Source organism: Peteryoungia aggregata LMG 23059 (assembly GCF_030814435.1).
Classification (GTDB): domain Bacteria; phylum Pseudomonadota; class Alphaproteobacteria; order Rhizobiales; family Rhizobiaceae; genus Allorhizobium; species Allorhizobium aggregatum.
In genome coordinates this window covers 1-17,708 of sequence record NZ_JAUSUW010000022.1, presented here as the reverse complement: position 1 = coordinate 17,708, position 17,708 = coordinate 1, and the positions used below count along the sequence as shown (strand labels likewise).

15 protein-coding genes and 1 pseudogene are annotated in these 17,708 nt (G+C 60.6%); 11 read left to right on the top strand and 5 right to left on the bottom strand.

Annotation, left to right across the window (positions count from 1 at the left end; genetic code table 11):
• Positions 1-3 precede the first annotated feature (3 nt).
• From J2045_RS22515 to J2045_RS22495, 5 genes are all read right to left on the bottom strand, one after another.
• Positions 4-696: an ABC transporter permease gene (locus J2045_RS22515; RefSeq protein WP_307377502.1), complete on the bottom strand. Its 693-nt coding sequence runs from the start codon at positions 694-696 to the stop codon at positions 4-6.
• Complete coding sequence (locus J2045_RS22510; RefSeq protein WP_307377498.1) at positions 693-1,406, bottom strand: ABC transporter permease; 714 nt, start codon at positions 1,404-1,406, stop codon at positions 693-695. Before J2045_RS22510 ends, J2045_RS22515 begins: the two co-directional genes overlap by 4 nt.
• A 72-nt stretch (positions 1,407-1,478) precedes the next feature.
• Entirely contained in the window at positions 1,479-2,330 is an 852-nt protein-coding gene (locus tag J2045_RS22505; protein ID WP_307377495.1) for a transporter substrate-binding domain-containing protein, read from the bottom strand.
• Positions 2,331-2,424: 94 nt separating this feature from the next.
• Positions 2,425-3,099: a GntR family transcriptional regulator gene (locus tag J2045_RS22500; RefSeq protein WP_307377492.1), complete on the bottom strand. Its 675-nt coding sequence runs from the start codon at positions 3,097-3,099 to the stop codon at positions 2,425-2,427.
• 88 nt (positions 3,100-3,187) lie between these two features.
• Positions 3,188-4,048, bottom strand: a complete 861-nt coding sequence (locus J2045_RS22495; protein ID WP_307377568.1) for a LysR family transcriptional regulator — start codon at positions 4,046-4,048, stop codon at positions 3,188-3,190.
• A gap of 89 nt (positions 4,049-4,137) precedes the next feature.
• On the opposite strand from J2045_RS22495, the gene J2045_RS22490 reads away from it, so the two are divergent.
• From J2045_RS22490 to J2045_RS22440, 11 genes and pseudogenes are all read left to right on the top strand, one after another.
• On the top strand, positions 4,138-5,088 hold the full coding sequence (locus tag J2045_RS22490) for a bile acid:sodium symporter family protein (protein ID WP_307377488.1): 951 nt from the start codon (positions 4,138-4,140) through the stop codon (positions 5,086-5,088).
• 333 nt (positions 5,089-5,421) lie between these two features.
• Positions 5,422-6,437, top strand: a pseudogene (locus J2045_RS22485) (IS3 family transposase); the annotation flags it as partial.
• Between the two features lie 433 nt (positions 6,438-6,870).
• The gene (locus J2045_RS22480) at positions 6,871-7,386 is read left to right on the top strand and encodes an RNA polymerase sigma factor (RefSeq protein WP_307377485.1); all 516 of its coding nucleotides are present in this window, start codon (positions 6,871-6,873) and stop codon (positions 7,384-7,386) included.
• A gap of 149 nt (positions 7,387-7,535) precedes the next feature.
• Positions 7,536-8,525: a FecR family protein gene (locus tag J2045_RS22475; protein WP_307377483.1), complete on the top strand. Its 990-nt coding sequence runs from the start codon at positions 7,536-7,538 to the stop codon at positions 8,523-8,525.
• A 143-nt stretch (positions 8,526-8,668) separates the two neighbouring features.
• Entirely contained in the window at positions 8,669-11,161 is a 2,493-nt protein-coding gene (locus J2045_RS22470) for a TonB-dependent siderophore receptor (RefSeq protein WP_307377480.1), read from the top strand.
• A 47-nt stretch (positions 11,162-11,208) separates the two neighbouring features.
• Positions 11,209-12,138: an ABC transporter substrate-binding protein gene (locus tag J2045_RS22465; protein ID WP_307377477.1), complete on the top strand. Its 930-nt coding sequence runs from the start codon at positions 11,209-11,211 to the stop codon at positions 12,136-12,138.
• Between the two features lie 58 nt (positions 12,139-12,196).
• The gene (locus tag J2045_RS22460) at positions 12,197-12,982 is read left to right on the top strand and encodes a siderophore-interacting protein (protein ID WP_307377475.1); all 786 of its coding nucleotides are present in this window, start codon (positions 12,197-12,199) and stop codon (positions 12,980-12,982) included.
• A complete protein-coding gene (locus J2045_RS22455; RefSeq protein ID WP_307377473.1) occupies positions 12,979-14,034 on the top strand; it encodes a FecCD family ABC transporter permease in 1,056 nt (351 codons plus the stop codon). The genes J2045_RS22460 and J2045_RS22455 overlap by 4 nt, the downstream gene beginning before the upstream one ends.
• Positions 14,035-14,036: 2 nt before the next feature.
• A complete protein-coding gene (locus J2045_RS22450) occupies positions 14,037-15,095 on the top strand; it encodes a FecCD family ABC transporter permease (RefSeq protein ID WP_307377471.1) in 1,059 nt (352 codons plus the stop codon).
• A complete protein-coding gene (locus tag J2045_RS22445; RefSeq protein WP_307377468.1) occupies positions 15,092-15,964 on the top strand; it encodes an ABC transporter ATP-binding protein in 873 nt (290 codons plus the stop codon). Before J2045_RS22450 ends, J2045_RS22445 begins: the two co-directional genes overlap by 4 nt.
• Positions 15,961-17,616: an ABC transporter ATP-binding protein gene (locus J2045_RS22440; RefSeq protein ID WP_307377465.1), complete on the top strand. Its 1,656-nt coding sequence runs from the start codon at positions 15,961-15,963 to the stop codon at positions 17,614-17,616. Before J2045_RS22445 ends, J2045_RS22440 begins: the two co-directional genes overlap by 4 nt.
• Positions 17,617-17,708 lie beyond the last annotated feature (92 nt).

Below are 17,708 nucleotides of genomic sequence, written 5' to 3'. Positions count from 1 at the left end.
GCGTCAGCCGTGGGATCTGTAAGGTGTCATGCGGATCTCCAGGTAGGCGAGTGCCCGGACGATCAGGAAGTTGATGAAAAGATAGATTGCACCCGCCGCGATGAAGACCTCAATCGCCCGGTAGCTCTGGGAAATAAGGCCCTGGGCGATACCGGTCACCTCCATCAGCGTGATGATCGAGGCCAGCGAGGTGCCCTTCACCATCAGGATGATCTCGTTGCCATAGGAGGGGATCGCCTGGCGCAGGGCGATCGGCAGGATAACGAGGCGAAGGGTCAGGACGCGGGACATGCCAAGTGCCTTTGCGGCTTCACCCAAGCCGCGCGGGACGTTCTTGATCGCGCCACGCAGGATCTCGCTGCCATAGGCGGCTGTGTTCAGCGTGAGGGCAAGGATTGCGCACCAATAGGGTTCGCGAAACAGCCCCCAGAGGCCAATCGCCTGAAGGGAGGGGCGGAACTGGCCAAGGCCGTAATAGATCAGGAAGATCTGCACGAGCAGGGGCGTGCCGCGAAAGACGGCAACGAAGGTTCTGATGGGCCAGACGACAAGCCTGTGCTCGCCCTGCTGTGCGAGCGCCAGCAAGAGCGCGATGACGAAACCTAGCAGGATGGAGGTGCCGGCCAATTGCAGCGTCAAAGGCACGCCTGATAGAAGCTTCGGTATGATTTCGAGAAAGAAGCCGATGTCGATCATCGATGCATGATCCCCCGGGATGTGCGCGTTTCGGCGACGCGGAACACCTGTCCGGTGATGCCGGCGATCACGAAATAGAGCGCGGCGGCTGCGAGGTAGAAGAGGAAGGGCTCTCGGGTGGAGCCGGCACCGATCTGCGCCTGGCGCATCAATTCGACGAGGCCAATCACGGAGATCAGGGCGGAATCCTTCAGCACCAGCTGCCAGACATTGCTGAGACCCGGGATTGCATGGCGCATCAGCTGGGGAATGATGACGAGGCGCAGCATTTGCAGGCGCGAGAGGGCCAAGGCTTTCGCCGCGTCGAACTGTCCGCGCTCGACCGCCAGATAGGCGCCGCGATAGACTTCCGCCTGGTAGGCGCCGGAGATGATGCCAAGCGCGATGACGCCTGTTGCCAGCGATGGCAGGCCGACGAAGCCTTCAGAACCGAAGCTTTTGGCGATCGCGGTGAGGGCAACGCTGCCGCCGTAGTAGAAGAGGTAGATCGTCAGAAGATCCGGAATGCCACGAAAGACGGTGCCATAGGCTGCGGCAAGGAATCTCGGGACACGTTTCGACGACAAAGCGCCTGTGGCACCAAGGGCACCAAAGACGGCTCCGAGCAGGAAGCCCAGGATGGACAGGAGCAGGGTCATCGCGGCTGCGCCGAGCAGCGCAGCGCCCCACCCGCCTTCGGCGAAACCGAGCAGATGCAGTTTTTCAAGCATGCGGGCGAACCCCTTTATGGCACTCCTGCAGCCGGAGTTACGAGAACTCCGGCTGCAGTCGGTCCGCCTTGATTACTTGACCGGGGTGACGTCGGTGCCGACCCACTTCTCGGAGATGCGCTTGATGGTGCCATCCGCAATCGCGGAGTCGATGGCTGCGTTCAGCATGTCCTTGAGCTTGGTATCCGCCTTGCGCAGGCCAGCGCCGGTGCCGAGGCCGAAGACGCCACCGACAAAGCCCGGGCCGGCGATCGTGTAGTCGGCGAATTCCGGCTTGGCGAGCGTCGCGGCCAGTGCCGTCTGCTGGGCAAAGAGTGCGTCGATGCGGCCGGCGGCGAGGTCAAGATCGTGCTGTTCGGTGGTCTTGTATTCGCGGATCTCGACGGTGTCGCCGAAGTACTTCTTGATGAAGTCGAGGTTGGTGGTGGCGGCCTGTACGCCGACGATCTTGCCCTGAAGCAGCGGCTTCAACTTGTCGATCGCCGCAGCTGCGGCCGCTTCATCCTCCAGCTTGAACTTCTCGGCGGACATGCCGAGCTTGCCGAGCTCGCTGTCCTTGGCGACCGCGAAGCCTGAGGGGTCTACGGCGTAAGGCTGGGTGAAGTCGATGGTTTCCAGGCGCTTCGGGGTGATGAACATGCTCGCCATGATGACGTCGAACTTGCCGACGGTGAGCGAGGGGATCAAGCCGTCCCAATCCTGGGAGACGATTTCGCAGGTGACCTTCATGCGGGCGCAGAGATCGTTTGCCAGCTCGATCTCGAGGCCGTCGAGCTTGCCGTCCGCCGTGGTGAAATTCCAGGGCGCATAGGCGCCTTCGGTCGCGATCTTGATGGACTTCGGTGCATCCTGCGCCAGAACCGGTTGGGTGAATGCAAGTGTGGTGAAGATAGCCGCGAGCGCGGCCATGCGATTGATCGTCATGACTTTTCCTCTTCTTTGTTGTGCCGTGGATGACGGCGGTTCCCCGTCCATGCCGGATGTATCCCCGGTTCAGGACAAATGATCAGACCGAGCTTCAGGGGCGCTCGGGACTGGCGTAGTCGGCAATCATGGATGCCGTTTCGATGATGTGTTCCTGCATGACGGCCTCGGCTTGGCGGGCATCGCCAGACCTCAATACGTCAATCAGTTTCTGATGCTCTTCGCGGGCAGAGAGCGGCTTGTCGACATAGTCGAACCAGATGCGCATGTAGGGCTCGATCACCACATGCAGCGCCGTGATCTGTCGGATCAGCTTCGGGCGGTTGCTCAGGCCAAAGATGAAGGCGTGGAACTCCTGGTGGCGGATGACCCAGTCGCTGCTGCCCGATTGTCCGGCGCGTTCCATGCGTTCCAACAGGCGCTCGAGTTCTTCGAAGGCTTCGGAATTCATCTGCGGCGTGGCGAGGCGGACAGCCAGACCCTCGAGCACCGAACGGATCTCGAAGGTCTCATGGATCTCGTCGAGTGTGAGGCCTGCGACAACGCAGCCGCGATTGGGGCGCAGCGTCACGAGCCCGTCTGCCGCGAGCCTGCGGAACGCTTCGCGAACCGGCATGCGGCTCATGCCGATTTCGGTCGCGATTTCTTCCGGGATCAACCGCTCACCCGGCTTGTAGCGACCAACACGCAGGGCACGCTGTAGGTGGAGATAGGCCTCCTGTTCGGCCGTGGAGGCAAGATGCGCCGTGGCGGTGGTCGAGATCGACATTTTGGCTCACTGGATTTTTGTATCCAATTATCCAAACATCGTGCTTGAGAGCCGTCAAGCGCTTTTTGATCGAACGCGGCGTGGGGTGTCAGCGGACAGGGCGGAGGCCGTTTGCCAGCCTTTCCCGAACGAGATGGGTAAAGGCGGCGATCGTGTTCCGATCCGCGCGGGGCGATGCGACGAGGACGAATTCGACATCTTCGATCGTCGGAAGGGCCGAAGGAGGCAGTTCCCGAAGCCCTGATGGTGCGAGGTTGCGCGGCTGGACAAGGACGCCCATGCCTGCTCGCGCTGCAGCGGTCAGGCCGCTCAGGCTCTGGCAGGAACAGACGATCCGCCATGGGTGTCCGGCGCGCTCCAGCGCTTCCATGAGCAGTGTTCTCATCAGGCTCGGTGGCGGAAAGACGATCAGCGGCAGGATCGGTGTTGCCAGAACCGCGTCCGGATCGGCGGTCAGCCAGACCAATTGTTCGCGCAGGATCGCCTCGCCGCGGCGATCGCCGAGGCGGCGCTTCGCAAAGACCAGATCAAGGTCGCCCTTGTCCTGCATGTCAGCCAGATCCCTGGAGAGTGCCACCGTCAGGTGGAGTTCAACGGCTGGATAATCGGCGATGAAGTCCTGCAGGAGTGCCGGAAGCTGGCCTGACACCAGATCTTCCGAGATGCCGAGCCGCAACCGACCGCGAGGCTGGGCAGCCTCGAAAAGGGACGCCGTCTGTCGTTCCAATGAAAGCAGCTGGCGGGCATGCGGAAGAAGGGCCTCGCCGTCAGCCGTCAAGCGGACGCCGTGGGTGTCGCGGTCCAACAGCCGACGCCCGAGTACCTGTTCCAGTCGTTGCAGGTGCTGGCTGACAGTCGACTGTCGCAAACCGAGTTTCTGACTGGCGAGGGTGAAGCTGCTGAGCTGGGCAATCGACACGAAACTGCGCAGGTGAACGAGATCGAGCACATCACGTTTTCCGATGATTGTTATTTCTTGCATCGAGTTTTACGATAACTACTCTCAGACTTCTGTCCAGATGCTGCCGGAACCCTCAGATGAAACGTTTTCTTCCAGACACCTTCACAACGCTGCTCGTGGCCATGGTTGTGCTTGCGACCTTCCTGCCGATTTCCGGCGAGCCAGCGGAGTGGTTCGGGCTGGCGACGAACTTCGCGGTCGCGCTGCTGTTCTTCCTGCATGGCGCACGCCTTTCGACGGATGTGGTGGTGGCCGGTTTCCTGCACTGGCGCCTGCAGAGCTTCATTCTGGCGGTGACCTTCGTGGTCTTTCCCCTGCTCGGTCTGCTTATTGGCCTTCTTTCGCCGTGGCTCATTCCGCCGGCGCTCTATCTTGGTCTGCTCTATGTTTGCGTGCTGCCTTCGACGGTGCAGTCGTCGATCGCCTTTACCTCGATTGCCGGGGGCAATGTGCCGGCCGCCATCTGCGCTGCCTCTGCATCCAACATTCTCGGCATGTTCCTGACGCCGGCGCTTGTCGCCGTGCTGTTTTCGGCGGGCGGTCATGTCGGGGTGTCGCTGGACATGATCTGGAAGATCCTGCTGCAGCTTTTCCTGCCCTTCGTGCTTGGGCAGGTTCTGCAGCCCTTGATCGGCAACTGGATCCGGGCTCGTAAGTCCCTGCTTGCCCCCGTCGATCGCGGCTCGATCCTGATGGTGGTGTACCTCGCCTTTTCCAATGCCGTGATCGAGGGAATTTGGTCAGAATTCTCCACCGCAGACCTCGCCCTGGTGGTCGGGCTCGATATCGCCCTGCTTGTCGTCGTGCTTTTCATTACGGCGTTCGGATCGAAGCTTTTCGGTTTCAGCCGCGAGGACCGGATCACGGCGATCTTCTGTGGTTCGAAGAAGAGCCTGGCGAGCGGTGTGCCGATGGCCGGCGTCATTTTTGCCGGCCAGTCGGTCGGTGCAATCGTGCTGCCGTTGATGCTCTTTCATCAGATTCAGCTGATGGTCTGTGCTTGGCTGGCGCGTAGGTACGCCATATGAGCACTTGGCGTGGCGACCTCTCGTTTCGAAACCAAGACGAAGGTTCCGTAATTCTGCTTCCACCGAAGAGTTGGTTTTGCGCTAGCGGGTTTATACAAGTCTCTGTGCAATCAGGCCCGCGCAACCAATTCAAAAAAATAAAAGTTACGACAAACCGTCTCGCGAACGCCGACGCGACTTTTGCGTTCCACAAGTCTGCCTCCCGTGTCCAGGCACCAGAAATCCATGCCAGCGGACCATTCTGCGTCACCAATGACCTGCAACTTCCCGAGCTCGGTGAGATCAGGACTGCTGGCCACCGGCCGAGCTATCCGGTGAAACGGGGCAAGGTCAGGGGCTCAGGTCACGGAGCAGCTTGAGATCGAGCGGCTCCGTCGTGAAGTCGCCAAGCTGAAGGCGGAGCGCGATATCCTAAAAAAGAGGCCGAAGCCTACTTTGCCAGGGACGCGATATGAAGTTCGCGTTCATTGCAAAGCACCGTTCGATCTGGCCCCTCTCGTCGTTGCTGCGCAACGACGGCCGGGCAGAGGGTGGCATGGCTCTGCGAAGCGCCGGGGGGGTCTCGTTCAGGTTTCCATGCCTGGCTCAGTCGTTCTCCGAGCGAACACGCCCGCTATGATGAGGTTCTGCTGGACAAGATCACGCAGAGCTTCAAGTCCAGCGACGGCACTTATGGTGCTCGCCGCGTATGGCATGACGTGCTGGAAGAAGGATTATCCTGTGGCCTCCATCGTATGGAGCGGCTGATGCGCTTGAATGCACTCAGGGCCAGGCCGAGACGGCGTGGCTTGCCGAAAGATGCCGGTGACCGTGCCGTCATCATGCCGAACGTGCTGGACCGCCAGTTCATGGCAGAGCGGGCGAACCAGAAATGGGTGGCTGACTTCACCTATATCTGGACCGCAGAAGGCTGGCTGTATGTAGCTGTCGTCATTGACCTGTTCTCACGCCGTGTCGTCGGCTGGTCGATGAATGCCAACATGACGGCCCAACTCGTCACAGATGCTCTGATCATGGCGATCTGGCGTCGAGGAAAACCAGATGCGCTCCTGCATCATTCCGATCAGCGAAGCCAATATACGAGCGAGCAGTTCCAGCGCCTCATCGGCGACCACGGCATCACCTGCTCGATGAACCGTTCTGGAAATGTCTGGGACAACGCCGCGATGGAGAGTTTCTTCTCATCATTAAAAACGGAGATAACAGCACGGAAGGTTTATCGCACGAGGAACGACGCCAGAGCAGATGTGTTCGATTACATCGAGCGCTTCTACAATCCGAAGCGCCGCCACTCGACACTGGGCTATCTCAGCCCCAATGACTTTGGGGCCAAGGTGCGATTAGCTTAACCTCTTGTCCTATAAACCCGCAGCAGGCCAGCCTCTTGAGGTTCTATGAGGTCGACAAATTTTCCGATCCTGTCCCAAAGGCCGGTCACGGTGCGTTCTGCCGCATTTTGCAGAAGCGTTTTCAGTATTGAGAATGCCTTCTTGGCGCTGAATGCGAAAAGTAAGTGCTCGGCACCTAATACATGTATAGAATTATCAAGTTTATGTTGCGCATCCTTTTTGATCGTAATATCTGGCGATCATTGGTTGGAAAAACCAGTTTGTATGAGAAGCCCCTTCTACGTCATTGGCCACGAGCCAGAGGCTGGCGTTCGTCCCGGGCGGAGATCGTGGCCAGGGAGGCGAAACAGGGCGGTTGGCGCGTGGTACAGCGGTCGGAGAGTGGCGCAAAGTTTCCAGTTGATGCACTGTCGGCCTCCGGGAGGCATTACGCTTGCCTGCAATTCTGAACGCCATATTCGCCGCCCACCGGCGCTCCCTATTATGGACCGTCATGCGCATCGTGCGCGATCCCCAGACGGCGGAAGACCTTGCGCAGGAAACCTATCTACGCGCTCGCAAGGCCGTCGAGAGTGGGCGGGTAGACCATCTCGAAGGCTTTCTGTATCAGACGGCGCGCAATCTTGCGCTTGACTATCTGCGCCGCCGCAAGACGCGGGCAGGGGCGGAGGTCGAGGGGCTGGATGAAGGTTTGCTTGCCGGTATCTCGGATGACATTCCCTCGATCGAGCAGGCCCTGATTGAGAAACAGAGCTTTGGTGCATTTCAGAAGGCGCTTTCCACCCTGCCGAAACGCGTACAGGACGTGCTGGTGTTGAGCCGTATCGAGGAATGGTCGAATGTGCGCATCGCCGAACATCTCGGCATTTCGGAGCGTACCGTGTTCAACGATCTGAAGCTGGCCATGGCCCATTGCCGGGATGCCCTGGCGCGTCTGGATGGAAAGTGAGGAACACAATGGCGCTTTCATCGATCATCCGGACCAGCACCATTGAGGCAGCCGCCGCCTCCGGTCTCTCAGTCGATTTTGCCGGGTTTGACATCTTCAAACGTCAAGCTATCAGGACCCCGCAAACACGTTTCGATCGGATCGGCTGAGTGGGACATCAGGACGCGCATGAAACCGGGCAGACCGACAGCGAATTGACCCATGCCGATCCGGTGGGGGATCAGGCGCTGGACTGGTTTGTCCGTCTTCGAGGGGCTGAACCGGACGGCGTGACGGAGGGCGCTTTTAAGGCATGGCTGGGTGAAGATCCGCGCCATGAGGCGGCATTCCGTGCGCTGGAAACCCTGTGGAATTCGAAGCCTTTTCTTGATGCGGTCATGGCATTGCCCGTCGCTAAGTCTGCCCTGATCAGGCCGAAGCGCCGGTTTCCGAAGCAGGCAGCCGCATTGGCCGCCTCGGTTCTGCTTGCTGCCGGCGTCTGGCAGTATCCGGCACTCAACATCGCCTTCCAGGCGGATTACCTGACCGGGACCGGCAGCCAGACGACCGTTTCCTTGCCGGACGGTTCGACCATGATGCTGAACACCGGCACGGCGGTGGCGCTGGATTTTGATGCCGGCAAGCGTCACATCCGCCTGCTGCGCGGCGAAGCTTTCTTCGATGTGGTCCATGACGCCGCCCATCCCTTCACTGTCAGCGGCCAATACGGTGCGGTGGAAGTTTTAGGCACGGCCTTTTCCGTGAAAACCGGCGATGACGAGGATGAGGTCGTTCTGGAGCGGGGCCGCGTTCAGGTCCTCTGTCTTTGCGAGAACCAAGGGAAGGCCGAACTTGCGCCTGGCGAGGCCGTCAGCGTGACGGCATCCGCCGTTTCGCCGGTGCATGCGGCAGACCCGTCCACGGCACTTGCCTGGCGGGATGGGCGCATCATCTTCGAAAACGCCCGGCTCGGCACGGTGCTGGAAGAACTGCGGCGATATCACCGGGGGCCGATCATGGTCGCGGATGAGCGGGTGAACCTGATGGTCGTCACCGGCAATTATCGTCTCGATGATGTCGAGGGCGCGCTGAAGACCCTGGCCGATGCCGCAGGTGTCGGATTCTACCGTATTCCCGGCGGCCTTATAATCCTTCGATAGAGCCTCAACTTTTTTTGCCGGTTTCGAAACCCTGCTGCGTCCTTGCTGACAGAAGGGCTGGTTGTGCATGACGCGCAACCGGCCGAGCGTCTGTAAAGAGGGTTTGGACGAGCATGGTTTCGGGAAAACATTCACGCGTAGACATGACGGCTGGAAAGCGCAGTCACCGAAGGACAAAGCTTCTCCTGGCATCCAGCATGCTGGCCTGCATGGCGGGCTTTGCGCCAAATGCCGTGCATGCGCAGGCGCGTGCTGTTGCCGGCGCCACGGAAACCGTCAGCTTCCAGATCCCCGCCCAGCCGCTGTCTGCCGCCATCAACGTCTTCATCCGCCAGAGCGGCTGGCAGATCAGCTATTCCTCGGCTCTTGCGGCGGGCAAAACGTCGACCGCCGTCTCCGGCAGCCTGACGCCATCTGCAGCTTTGCAGCGGATGGTGCAGGGAACGGGCATCGCGGTGCGGATCAGCGGGCCGGGCTCGGCCGCTTTCGTCGATCCGCAGGCGGCGGATGCAGGTGGAGCTGCGGCGGACGGTTCGACCGTGCTGGAGACGATTACGGTTCAGGGGCAGGGTGGCGGCACCACGGAAGGATCCGGGTCGTACACCACGGGTCAGATGAACACGGCGACGGGGCTTCCGCTTTCCATCCGGGAGACGCCGCAGTCCGTCACGGTGGTCACCCGCCAGCGCATGGAGGATCAGGCCAGCAGCTCGCTGCAGGATGTTCTGGAAACTTCAAGTGGCATGTCCATCCAGAAGTACGACAGCGATCGGACCGAATATCTCGCACGCGGTTTTACTGTGGGCGAGTTCCAGTATGACGGTGTGGTGATCCAGAATGAAGGCGTCTACGACTACGGTCTGACCAATCCGGATACGGCGATCTATGACCGGGTTGAGATCGTGAAGGGGGCGAATGGACTTTTGCAGGGGGCAGGCAGCCCCGGTGCCGCCGTCAACCTTGTGCGTAAGCGGCCGACCGACACGTTCCAGGCTTCCATCACCGGAACTGCCGGCTCCTGGAATGCCTACAGGACGGAGGCCGATGTATCAGGGCCTCTCAATCCCGATGGCTCCGTGCGCGGTCGCCTGGTCGGCTCGTTCGAGGATGCGGAATCCTACCTCGATCACTACGAGAAGAGATCCTTCAATCTCTATGGCATTCTGGAGGCTGATATCACCGACAACACCACCTTGTCGCTGGGTGCCGACTATCAGCGGAACAGGCCGCGCGGCTCGAGCTGGACGGGGCTTCCGATGTTCTTCAGCGACGGGAGCCGCACCGACTTCGACGTGTCGACCAATCCGGCGACGGACTGGAGCCGGCGCGACACCTTCACGAACAACTTCTTCGTCACGCTTGATCATGAGTTCGACAATGGCTGGAAGACCGACGTCACCTACAATCATCGTCGGAACGGGCATGACAGCGTGCTGGGGTCCGCAGGGAGCGGCTATCCTGATCCAGTGACCGGCGCAGGGGTCTACCAGTATGTCGGCAAATACACCGGTCGGCTGGTCCAGGACACGCTCGATGCCAAGCTTTCCGGTCCCGTCGAGCTGTTCGGTCGCGAGCACGATCTGATGTTCGGTGCAACAGCATCGCACAAGACAACCAAAGGGCCGCTCTACGAATATGGCGGTATCAACTACGATTCAGCGGTTCCCAATTTCTTCACCTGGGATGGCAACACCGACGAACCCGACTTTAAACTGACGGGCCGATACGAAAACAGCCTCACTCAGTATGGTGCCTATGCCGCGACACGACTTCGGCCGACGGATGATCTATCTTTCATCCTGGGCAGCCGTTTCAGCTGGTATGACTACGATGACCAAGGCAACTACGACAATGCTACGGCCACCTGGAGTGGCGCCAGCCAATATTCGGCGAATGGCAAAGTCACACCTTATCTCGGTGTGGTTTACGACCTGAACCAAGATTGGTCAGTCTATGCGAGCTATACCGGCATTTTCAAACCGCAAGGAAATCAGGACGTAAACGGCGCCTATCTCGATCCTGAAGAAGGCCATAGCTACGAAGCCGGCGTGAAGGCCGAACTGTTTGACGGCAGGTTGAATACAAGTGCTGCTGTCTTCATGATCAAGCAGGATAACGTTGCGGAGCGTGCGGGAACTGATCCCAATACGGGGGAAGACTACTACACGGCGGCCGATGGCGTCACGACGAAGGGTTTCGAACTTGAAGCATCCGGCGAGATCAGGTCGGACTGGAATGTCTATGCGAGCTACACCTATTCTCACGCTCGCAAGGCTGACGGAGAAAGGGTCTATTCCTTCATCCAGACAACGGCTCCGGAGAATGTCGTCAAGCTCTACACGACCTACACGCTTCCCGGTGAATGGGACAAGTTGACGATCGGTGGCGGTGTCCGTTGGCAGGACAAGATATACGGCTATGTCTGGAGCCCGGCCAATGTCTATGAAGACATCACGCAAAAGAACGTGTTTCTCATCGACCTGATGGCGAAATACAAGCTGAACGACAAGGTGGACATCACGTTCAACGTCAAGAACCTGTTGAACGAGAAGTACTATGCCGGGCTCGGCAACTTCGACACCGGCTACTACGGCGAGCCGCGCAGTTTCAGCGTTTCAACAAAATTCAAGTTCTGATCGTGTGCCTCCTGACACGACGTGCCCTGACCCGGAGTATGGCGGCGATGCTTTTGCCGCCTTCTTTCGCGCGGGCGCACGTCGGCGCCTATCCACGGGTGGTCGATCATGCCTTCGGGGGCACAGAGTTGCGCTCGCAACCGCAGCGGCTCGTCACGATCGGATACGGCGATGAGGCGCCGTTCCTTGCACTCGGGTGTAAACCCATTGCCATCGTCTATTCCGGCATGTTTGCGAGCGGCATGACGCCTTGGTGCGAGCCGGAATTCGGAGCGCAAAAGCCTGAGCTTCTCGATGGCAGCATGATCGACTTCGAACATATAGCGCGCCTGAAACCGGACCTCATTGTCGGTGTCTTTTCGCAAATCGATGCCATTTCCTACAACAGGCTGAGCCGGATCGCTCCGACGATTGCTTATCGCAGCGGGCCATGGAGGGCTGGATGGCGTGAGCAGACCGAAATCGCCGGTGCCGTCCTTGGGCTCGATCAGCGAGCGATGCAGCTCATCGCCGAGACCGAACGGCTTTTGGGCAGTTATGGCGACGTCTATTCAGATCTCAAGGGAAAGAGTTTCACCTTCGGCTCATACTTTGCAGGCAGCAGCCGGATCGTCGTTTACCTGCCTGGCGAGACCCGGGTCGATTGGATGATCGAGATCGGCATGCGACCATGCCCGGGTGTTCAGCGCCTTGCCGAAGCAGCCGATGGACATGTTGCCGCCGATGCCAACCTCGAAGACCTGGAGAGTGTCGCCGCCGATCTCCTCGTCATGTGGTACGAGCCCGGTGCCCGCGCAGCGCTGGAAAGTCAGCGCCTGTTCCGGATGTTCTCGTCCGTTCGCGAAGGTCGATATGTTGCGCTGGAAGATCCGACAGAGATCTGGGCGGCCTCCTGGCCGAGCGTTCTGGCCATTCCCTATGCATTTCCCGAATTCCTTCCACGGATGGAAACGGCCGTCACACAGAAGGTACGTTGACATGCATGCAAACGCACACGCTCTTTCAGGCGCCGAGGATCACGATCACGAAGCCTATGTGGAGGACAACTTCCTGGCCTCGGTGGTATCGATCGGCCACCTGACGCCGTCAATGATCCGGGTTGTGTTGAAGCTCGATGGCGGAGAGCGGCTGTTGCCGAGCGGGCACCCGGATGAGTGGGTACGCCTTGCAGTGCCGGTGGATGACGCAACACCGGTGGTGCTGCCGGTGCTGAGCGAAAATGGCCGGTGGGAGATGCCGGAGGGGGCGGATTATGCGCCGAACCGGCCCTATACGGTGCGCCGCTGGAATGCCCGGACCTCAGAGATGGTGCTCGACATGGTGGTGCACGAAGGCGGTGTGGCGGCCAGTTGGGCGATGGCGGCCAAGGTCGGTGATATCGTCGGGATCTGCAATCCGGAAGGTCGGTTCTGGTTGCCAAAGGGCAGCCGGTGGCTGTTGATGTTGACGGATATCACCGGCTTGCCCGCCGTGGGCCGGGTGCTGGAGGAACTGCCGGAAGGTTTTCCAACGGTGGTGCATGTGGAGATCCCGTCGGACGCCGATCGTCAGGAGATCGGGCAAATGATCGAGACCAGGGCCGATGCTGAGATCACCTGGCATACCTGCCATGGGCTGCGGCCGGAGCGGCCCGGCTATACGGAACTGCCGCGCATTGCGCGTGAGATCACTGCGCTGCCGGATGGGCCGGGCTATATCTATATCGCCGGGGAAGCCAAGGCCGCCGCCGAGTGCCGCAAGCATTTCCGCGATGGGCTCGGTTTCGACAAACACCGCATCGATGCCGTCGGCTACTGGATCGAAGGGCAGGCCCGGGTGTGAGGGGCGCGAGCACGGCCCTGTCGATCGAAGCCGGTGATCGAGCCGCCAGCGTCCATTTTGGGCGCGGCCTCGTCATGGCGTTGGTCGGCGTCAGTCTCCTGGCATGCCTGTCGCTGGCGAGTCTTGTGCTCGGGGTCAGGCCGATCGCGGTATCGACGGTGGTTGACGCGCTTCTGGCCTATGACGACGGTTTGGTCGATCATATCGTCATCATCGACTACCGTCTGCCGCGCACCCTGTTGGCTCTGCTGTGCGGGTCAGCCTTCGGCGTGTCGGGGGCGCTGATCCAGGCGGTCACGCGCAATCCGCTGGCCGATCCGGGGATCGTCGGCGTCAATGCGGGGGCGGCTTTCTCCGTCACCTTGGCAATCGGGCTGTTCGGCTTCCACTCGATCGATGCCTATCTGTGGTTTGCGCTCGTCGGTGCGGTGCTGGTGACGCTGGCCGTCTATGGGCTGGGCATGGCAGGACGAGGTGGTCCAGCGCCGGTTCGCCTGGTGCTGGCGGGTGTGGCACTGTCGGCGGTGCTCGGCGGCATTGGCTCCTCGATTACGCTGATCAACCCGCAGGCCTTCGATACGATGCGCCAATGGTCGATCGGCTCGGTGGCGGGGCGCGATCTGGCGGTGGTGACAGCAACCGCACCATTCATCGGGATTGGCCTCCTGATCGCGCTCATGAGCGCCCGCGCGTTGAATGCCGTGGCGCTCGGCGAGGATCTGGCCCGCTCGCTCGGGGCCAGTCTTGTTCGCGTCCGCATTCTCACGCTTGTCGCCGTCACGCTGCTGGCCGGGGCGGCCACGGCAGCAGTCGGGCCGATCGGTTTCATTGGATTGATGGTGCCGCATGTGGTGCGCTGGTTCACCGGGCCGGACCAGCGCCTGATCCTGCCCATGACCGCGATCTATGCGCCGGTGCTGCTGCTGGCGGCCGATATCGCCGGGCGGCTTGTGCTTTATCCGGGCGAGCTGGAGGCGGGCGTGGTGACCGCCTTTCTCGGCGCGCCCGTGCTGATCGTCCTGGCGCGGCGCAAACAGGCGGGGGGACTGTAACAATGCCAACGGGCTCGCACAGACTGGATCACGGTCGCGCCATCCTGGCCATTCGCCTTGCGGGCGGCCACCTGTCCTTTCTCCTAGAGGCGCGTGTGCTGGCCGTGCTTCTGGTCCTGCTATCGCTGATCGCCACGCTCACCGCCCTGTCGCTGCTGAGTGGCAAATATCCCATCGCGCTGGCCGAGGTGCTCGGGGCTCTGGCCGGGCGCGGCGAGCCCATGTTGCGCATGATCGTTGTGGAATGGCGCCTGCCGCGCGTAGCACTCGCCGTTTTGCTCGGTGCGGCACTCGGTGCAAGCGGAGCCATCTTTCAGAGCCTGACCCGCAACCCGCTCGGGAGCCCCGATATCGTCGGCTTTTCCGCCGGATCCTATACCGGCGCGCTCATTGTAATCTTGCTGTTCTCTGGCGGCACCTACGAGACGGCGCTCGGGGCGCTGGCGGGCGGGATTCTGACTGCGATTGCAGTGTATCTCTTGGCCTACAAGCAGGGGGTAAAGGGCTTCAGGCTTATCATCGTCGGGATTGGCGGGGCCGCCATGTTGTCGGCCTTTAACGCCTGGATGATCCGCGAGGCGGAGCTTCAGGTGGCGATGTCTGCTGCCATCTGGGGGGCGGGCTCGCTGAATGGTCTCGGCATCGAGCAGCTTGTCCCAGTTGCGCTGATGCTTGCGATCGTGCTGCCGCTGACGCTCCTGTTGTCGCGCCCGATGCGCCAGCTGGAACTGGGCGAGGATGTGGCCCGCGCCTCTGGTGTCGACGTGAATAGAATCCGTGGCCTGCTGATGCTCTTAGGCGTTGCGCTGACAGCGCTCGTCACTGCCACGGCGGGGCCGATTTCCTTCGTCGCGCTCTGTGCGCCGCAGATCGCAAGGCGGATGACACGTTCGCCGAGCGTAGCACTTATTCCCTCGGCGCTGACCGGGGCGCTGCTCTTGCTTATTGCAGATTGGACCGCCCAGCATGCATTCGGTCTCCAGCTTCCCGTCGGCGTCATGACGGTCAGCATCGGTGGGATCTACTTTCTCTGGCTTCTGATACTGGAGGGTCGCAAATGACCAAGAGCCCCGGCCATGCGATGCGCCAACGCACAGCCGACAGACTGCAGGCTGATAGTGTGACCCTGCGTTACGACGCGCGCACGATCTCGCAGAACCTCAGCGTGTCCATTCCTGATGGTGGCTTCACCGTGATCGTCGGTCCCAACGCCTGCGGCAAGTCCACACTGCTGCGCGCCCTGTCGCGGCTGCTTGCACCGTCGGCTGGTCAGGTCATCCTCGATGGACGCAGCCTGCACGATATGCCGTCAAGCCAGGTTGCTCGACTCCTTGGCCTCTTGCCACAGTCCTCCACCGCCCCTGATGGTATCACGGTGGTGGATCTCGTGGCGCGGGGGCGCTATCCGCACCAGTCCTTCCTGCGCCAGTGGTCAAGGATGGATGAAGAGGCGGTCGTGGCCGCGATGGAGGCGACCCGTGTGACGGAACTGTCCGGGCGGCCGGTGGACGAGCTTTCCGGTGGCCAGCGGCAGAGGGTTTGGATTTCCATGGTGCTCGCACAGCAGACGCCGATCCTGCTGCTGGACGAGCCGACAACCTTCCTCGATATCGCCCACCAGATCGAGCTCATGGACCTGCTCGCCGATCTCAACGCTGAAGGCCGCACCGTGGTTGCCGTTCTCCACGATCTGAACCAGGCCTGCCGTTATGGCACCCATCTGATCGCCATCAAGAATGGCGCAATCGCAGCCGAAGGCCGACCATCGGCCATTGTCACCGAAGATCTGGTGGAGGAGGTCTTCGGCCTGCCGTCTATCATCATCCCGGATCCCGTCACCGGCACACCGCTGATCGTGCCGAAGGGGCGTTTGCCGGTGGCAGACACCCAACGGGACCCGTCTTTCCTCAAGAAAGGGCTGGCGCAGTGACAGATCTGCCGAAGCGTTTCGCCGCATATTACCGCCCGCATCGCGGCTTGTTCGCGCTCGATTTCTCCTCCGCCGTTGCCGCCGGACTGCTCGAACTCGCATTTCCAATCGCGGTGACGCTGTTCATCGACAGACTGCTGCCGACCAACCAGCTTGGTCTGATCGTTCTGGCATCTCTTGGTCTGCTTCTCATCTACATCGTCAATGCCGGTTTGCAGGTTGTCGTCATGTATTGGGGCCATATGCTGGGTCTGAAGATCGAGACCGAGATGCGCCGCAAAGCCTTCGATCATCTGCAAAAACTCTCCTTTGGCTTCTTTGACAATCAGAAGACAGGTCATCTGGTGGCGCGCCTGACAAAGGATCTGGAGGAGATCGGCGAGGTGGCCCATCACGGACCGGAGGATCTGTTCATCGCCATCATGACACTGATCGGCGCTCTGGTTCTGATGCTGTGGGTACATGTGCCTTTGGCGCTGATGACCGCCATCATCGTACCGGTCACAGCGATCCTCACTGCCGTCTACGGCAAGCGGATGACCGCGACCTGGCACGCGCTTTATGGCCGGGTGGCGGAGTTCAACGCGCGTATCGAGGAGAATATCGGTGGAATCCGTGTCGTGCAGGCTTTCGCCAACGAGGATCACGAGCGGGCACTTTTTGCTGAGAACAATGGCAATTATCTCGCCACGAAGCTCGAGGCCTACAAGGTGATGGCGGCGTCCATGTCGCTCTCCTACCTCTCCATGCGTTTCGTGCAGGTGGTCGTGATGTTGGCAGGTGCCTGGTTTGTGGTTCGGGGAGAGATGACCGCCGGCGGCTTCATCGGCTTTCTGTTGCTGGTCAACGTCTTCTTCCGCCCGATCGACAAGATCAATTCGATCATCGAGACCTATCCGAAAGGTCTTGCCGGATTTCAGCGCTATTGCCAGTTCCTCGACACGCGGCCGGATATCGCCGACTGTGACGGTGCGAAACCTGTCGAGCGGCTGAAGGGGGCGATCGATTATTGCAATGTCAGTTTTGGCTATGGTGCTGAAAAGCCGGTGCTTTCGGCACTTGATCTGGCGATCAAGCCAGGCGAGACGATCGCCTTCGTCGGGTCTTCGGGTGCCGGCAAGACCACAATCTGCTCGCTCCTGCCGCGCTTCTATGACGTAACGAAAGGCGCGATCCTGATCGACGGCATCGATATCAGGGACATGACGCTGAAGTCGCTGCGCTCCAACATCGGCATCGTACAGCAGGACGTCTTCCTGTTTGCGGGAACGATCCGGGAGAACATTGCCTATGGCCGTCTCGATGCAACGGAGGCGGAGATCGTGGAGGCGGCCCGTGGCGCAAGGCTCGAAGGCGTCATTGCGGCACTTCCCGCAGGGCTGGACACGATCGTCGGCGAACGGGGCGTCAAACTCTCCGGCGGTCAGAAACAGCGGCTGGCCATTGCCCGCATCTTGCTCAAGAACCCGCCCATACTCATCCTGGACGAAGCCACCTCGGCGCTGGACCCGGAGACAGAGCGCGCCATTCAGCAGTCGCTGGCGGAGTTGGCGAAAGGCCGCACGACGCTGATCGTCGCCCACCGACTTGCAACGATCGCCCATGCCGACCGCATTGTGGTGATCGAGGAGGGGCTGATCGCGGAGCAGTGAATAGCCCCGAGATCTGTAGACGCCTTCTTTCCTAATTTTGCGGCAGGAAGAGCATCATGAGCAAATCGAATTTCACCGAAGAGTTTAAGCGC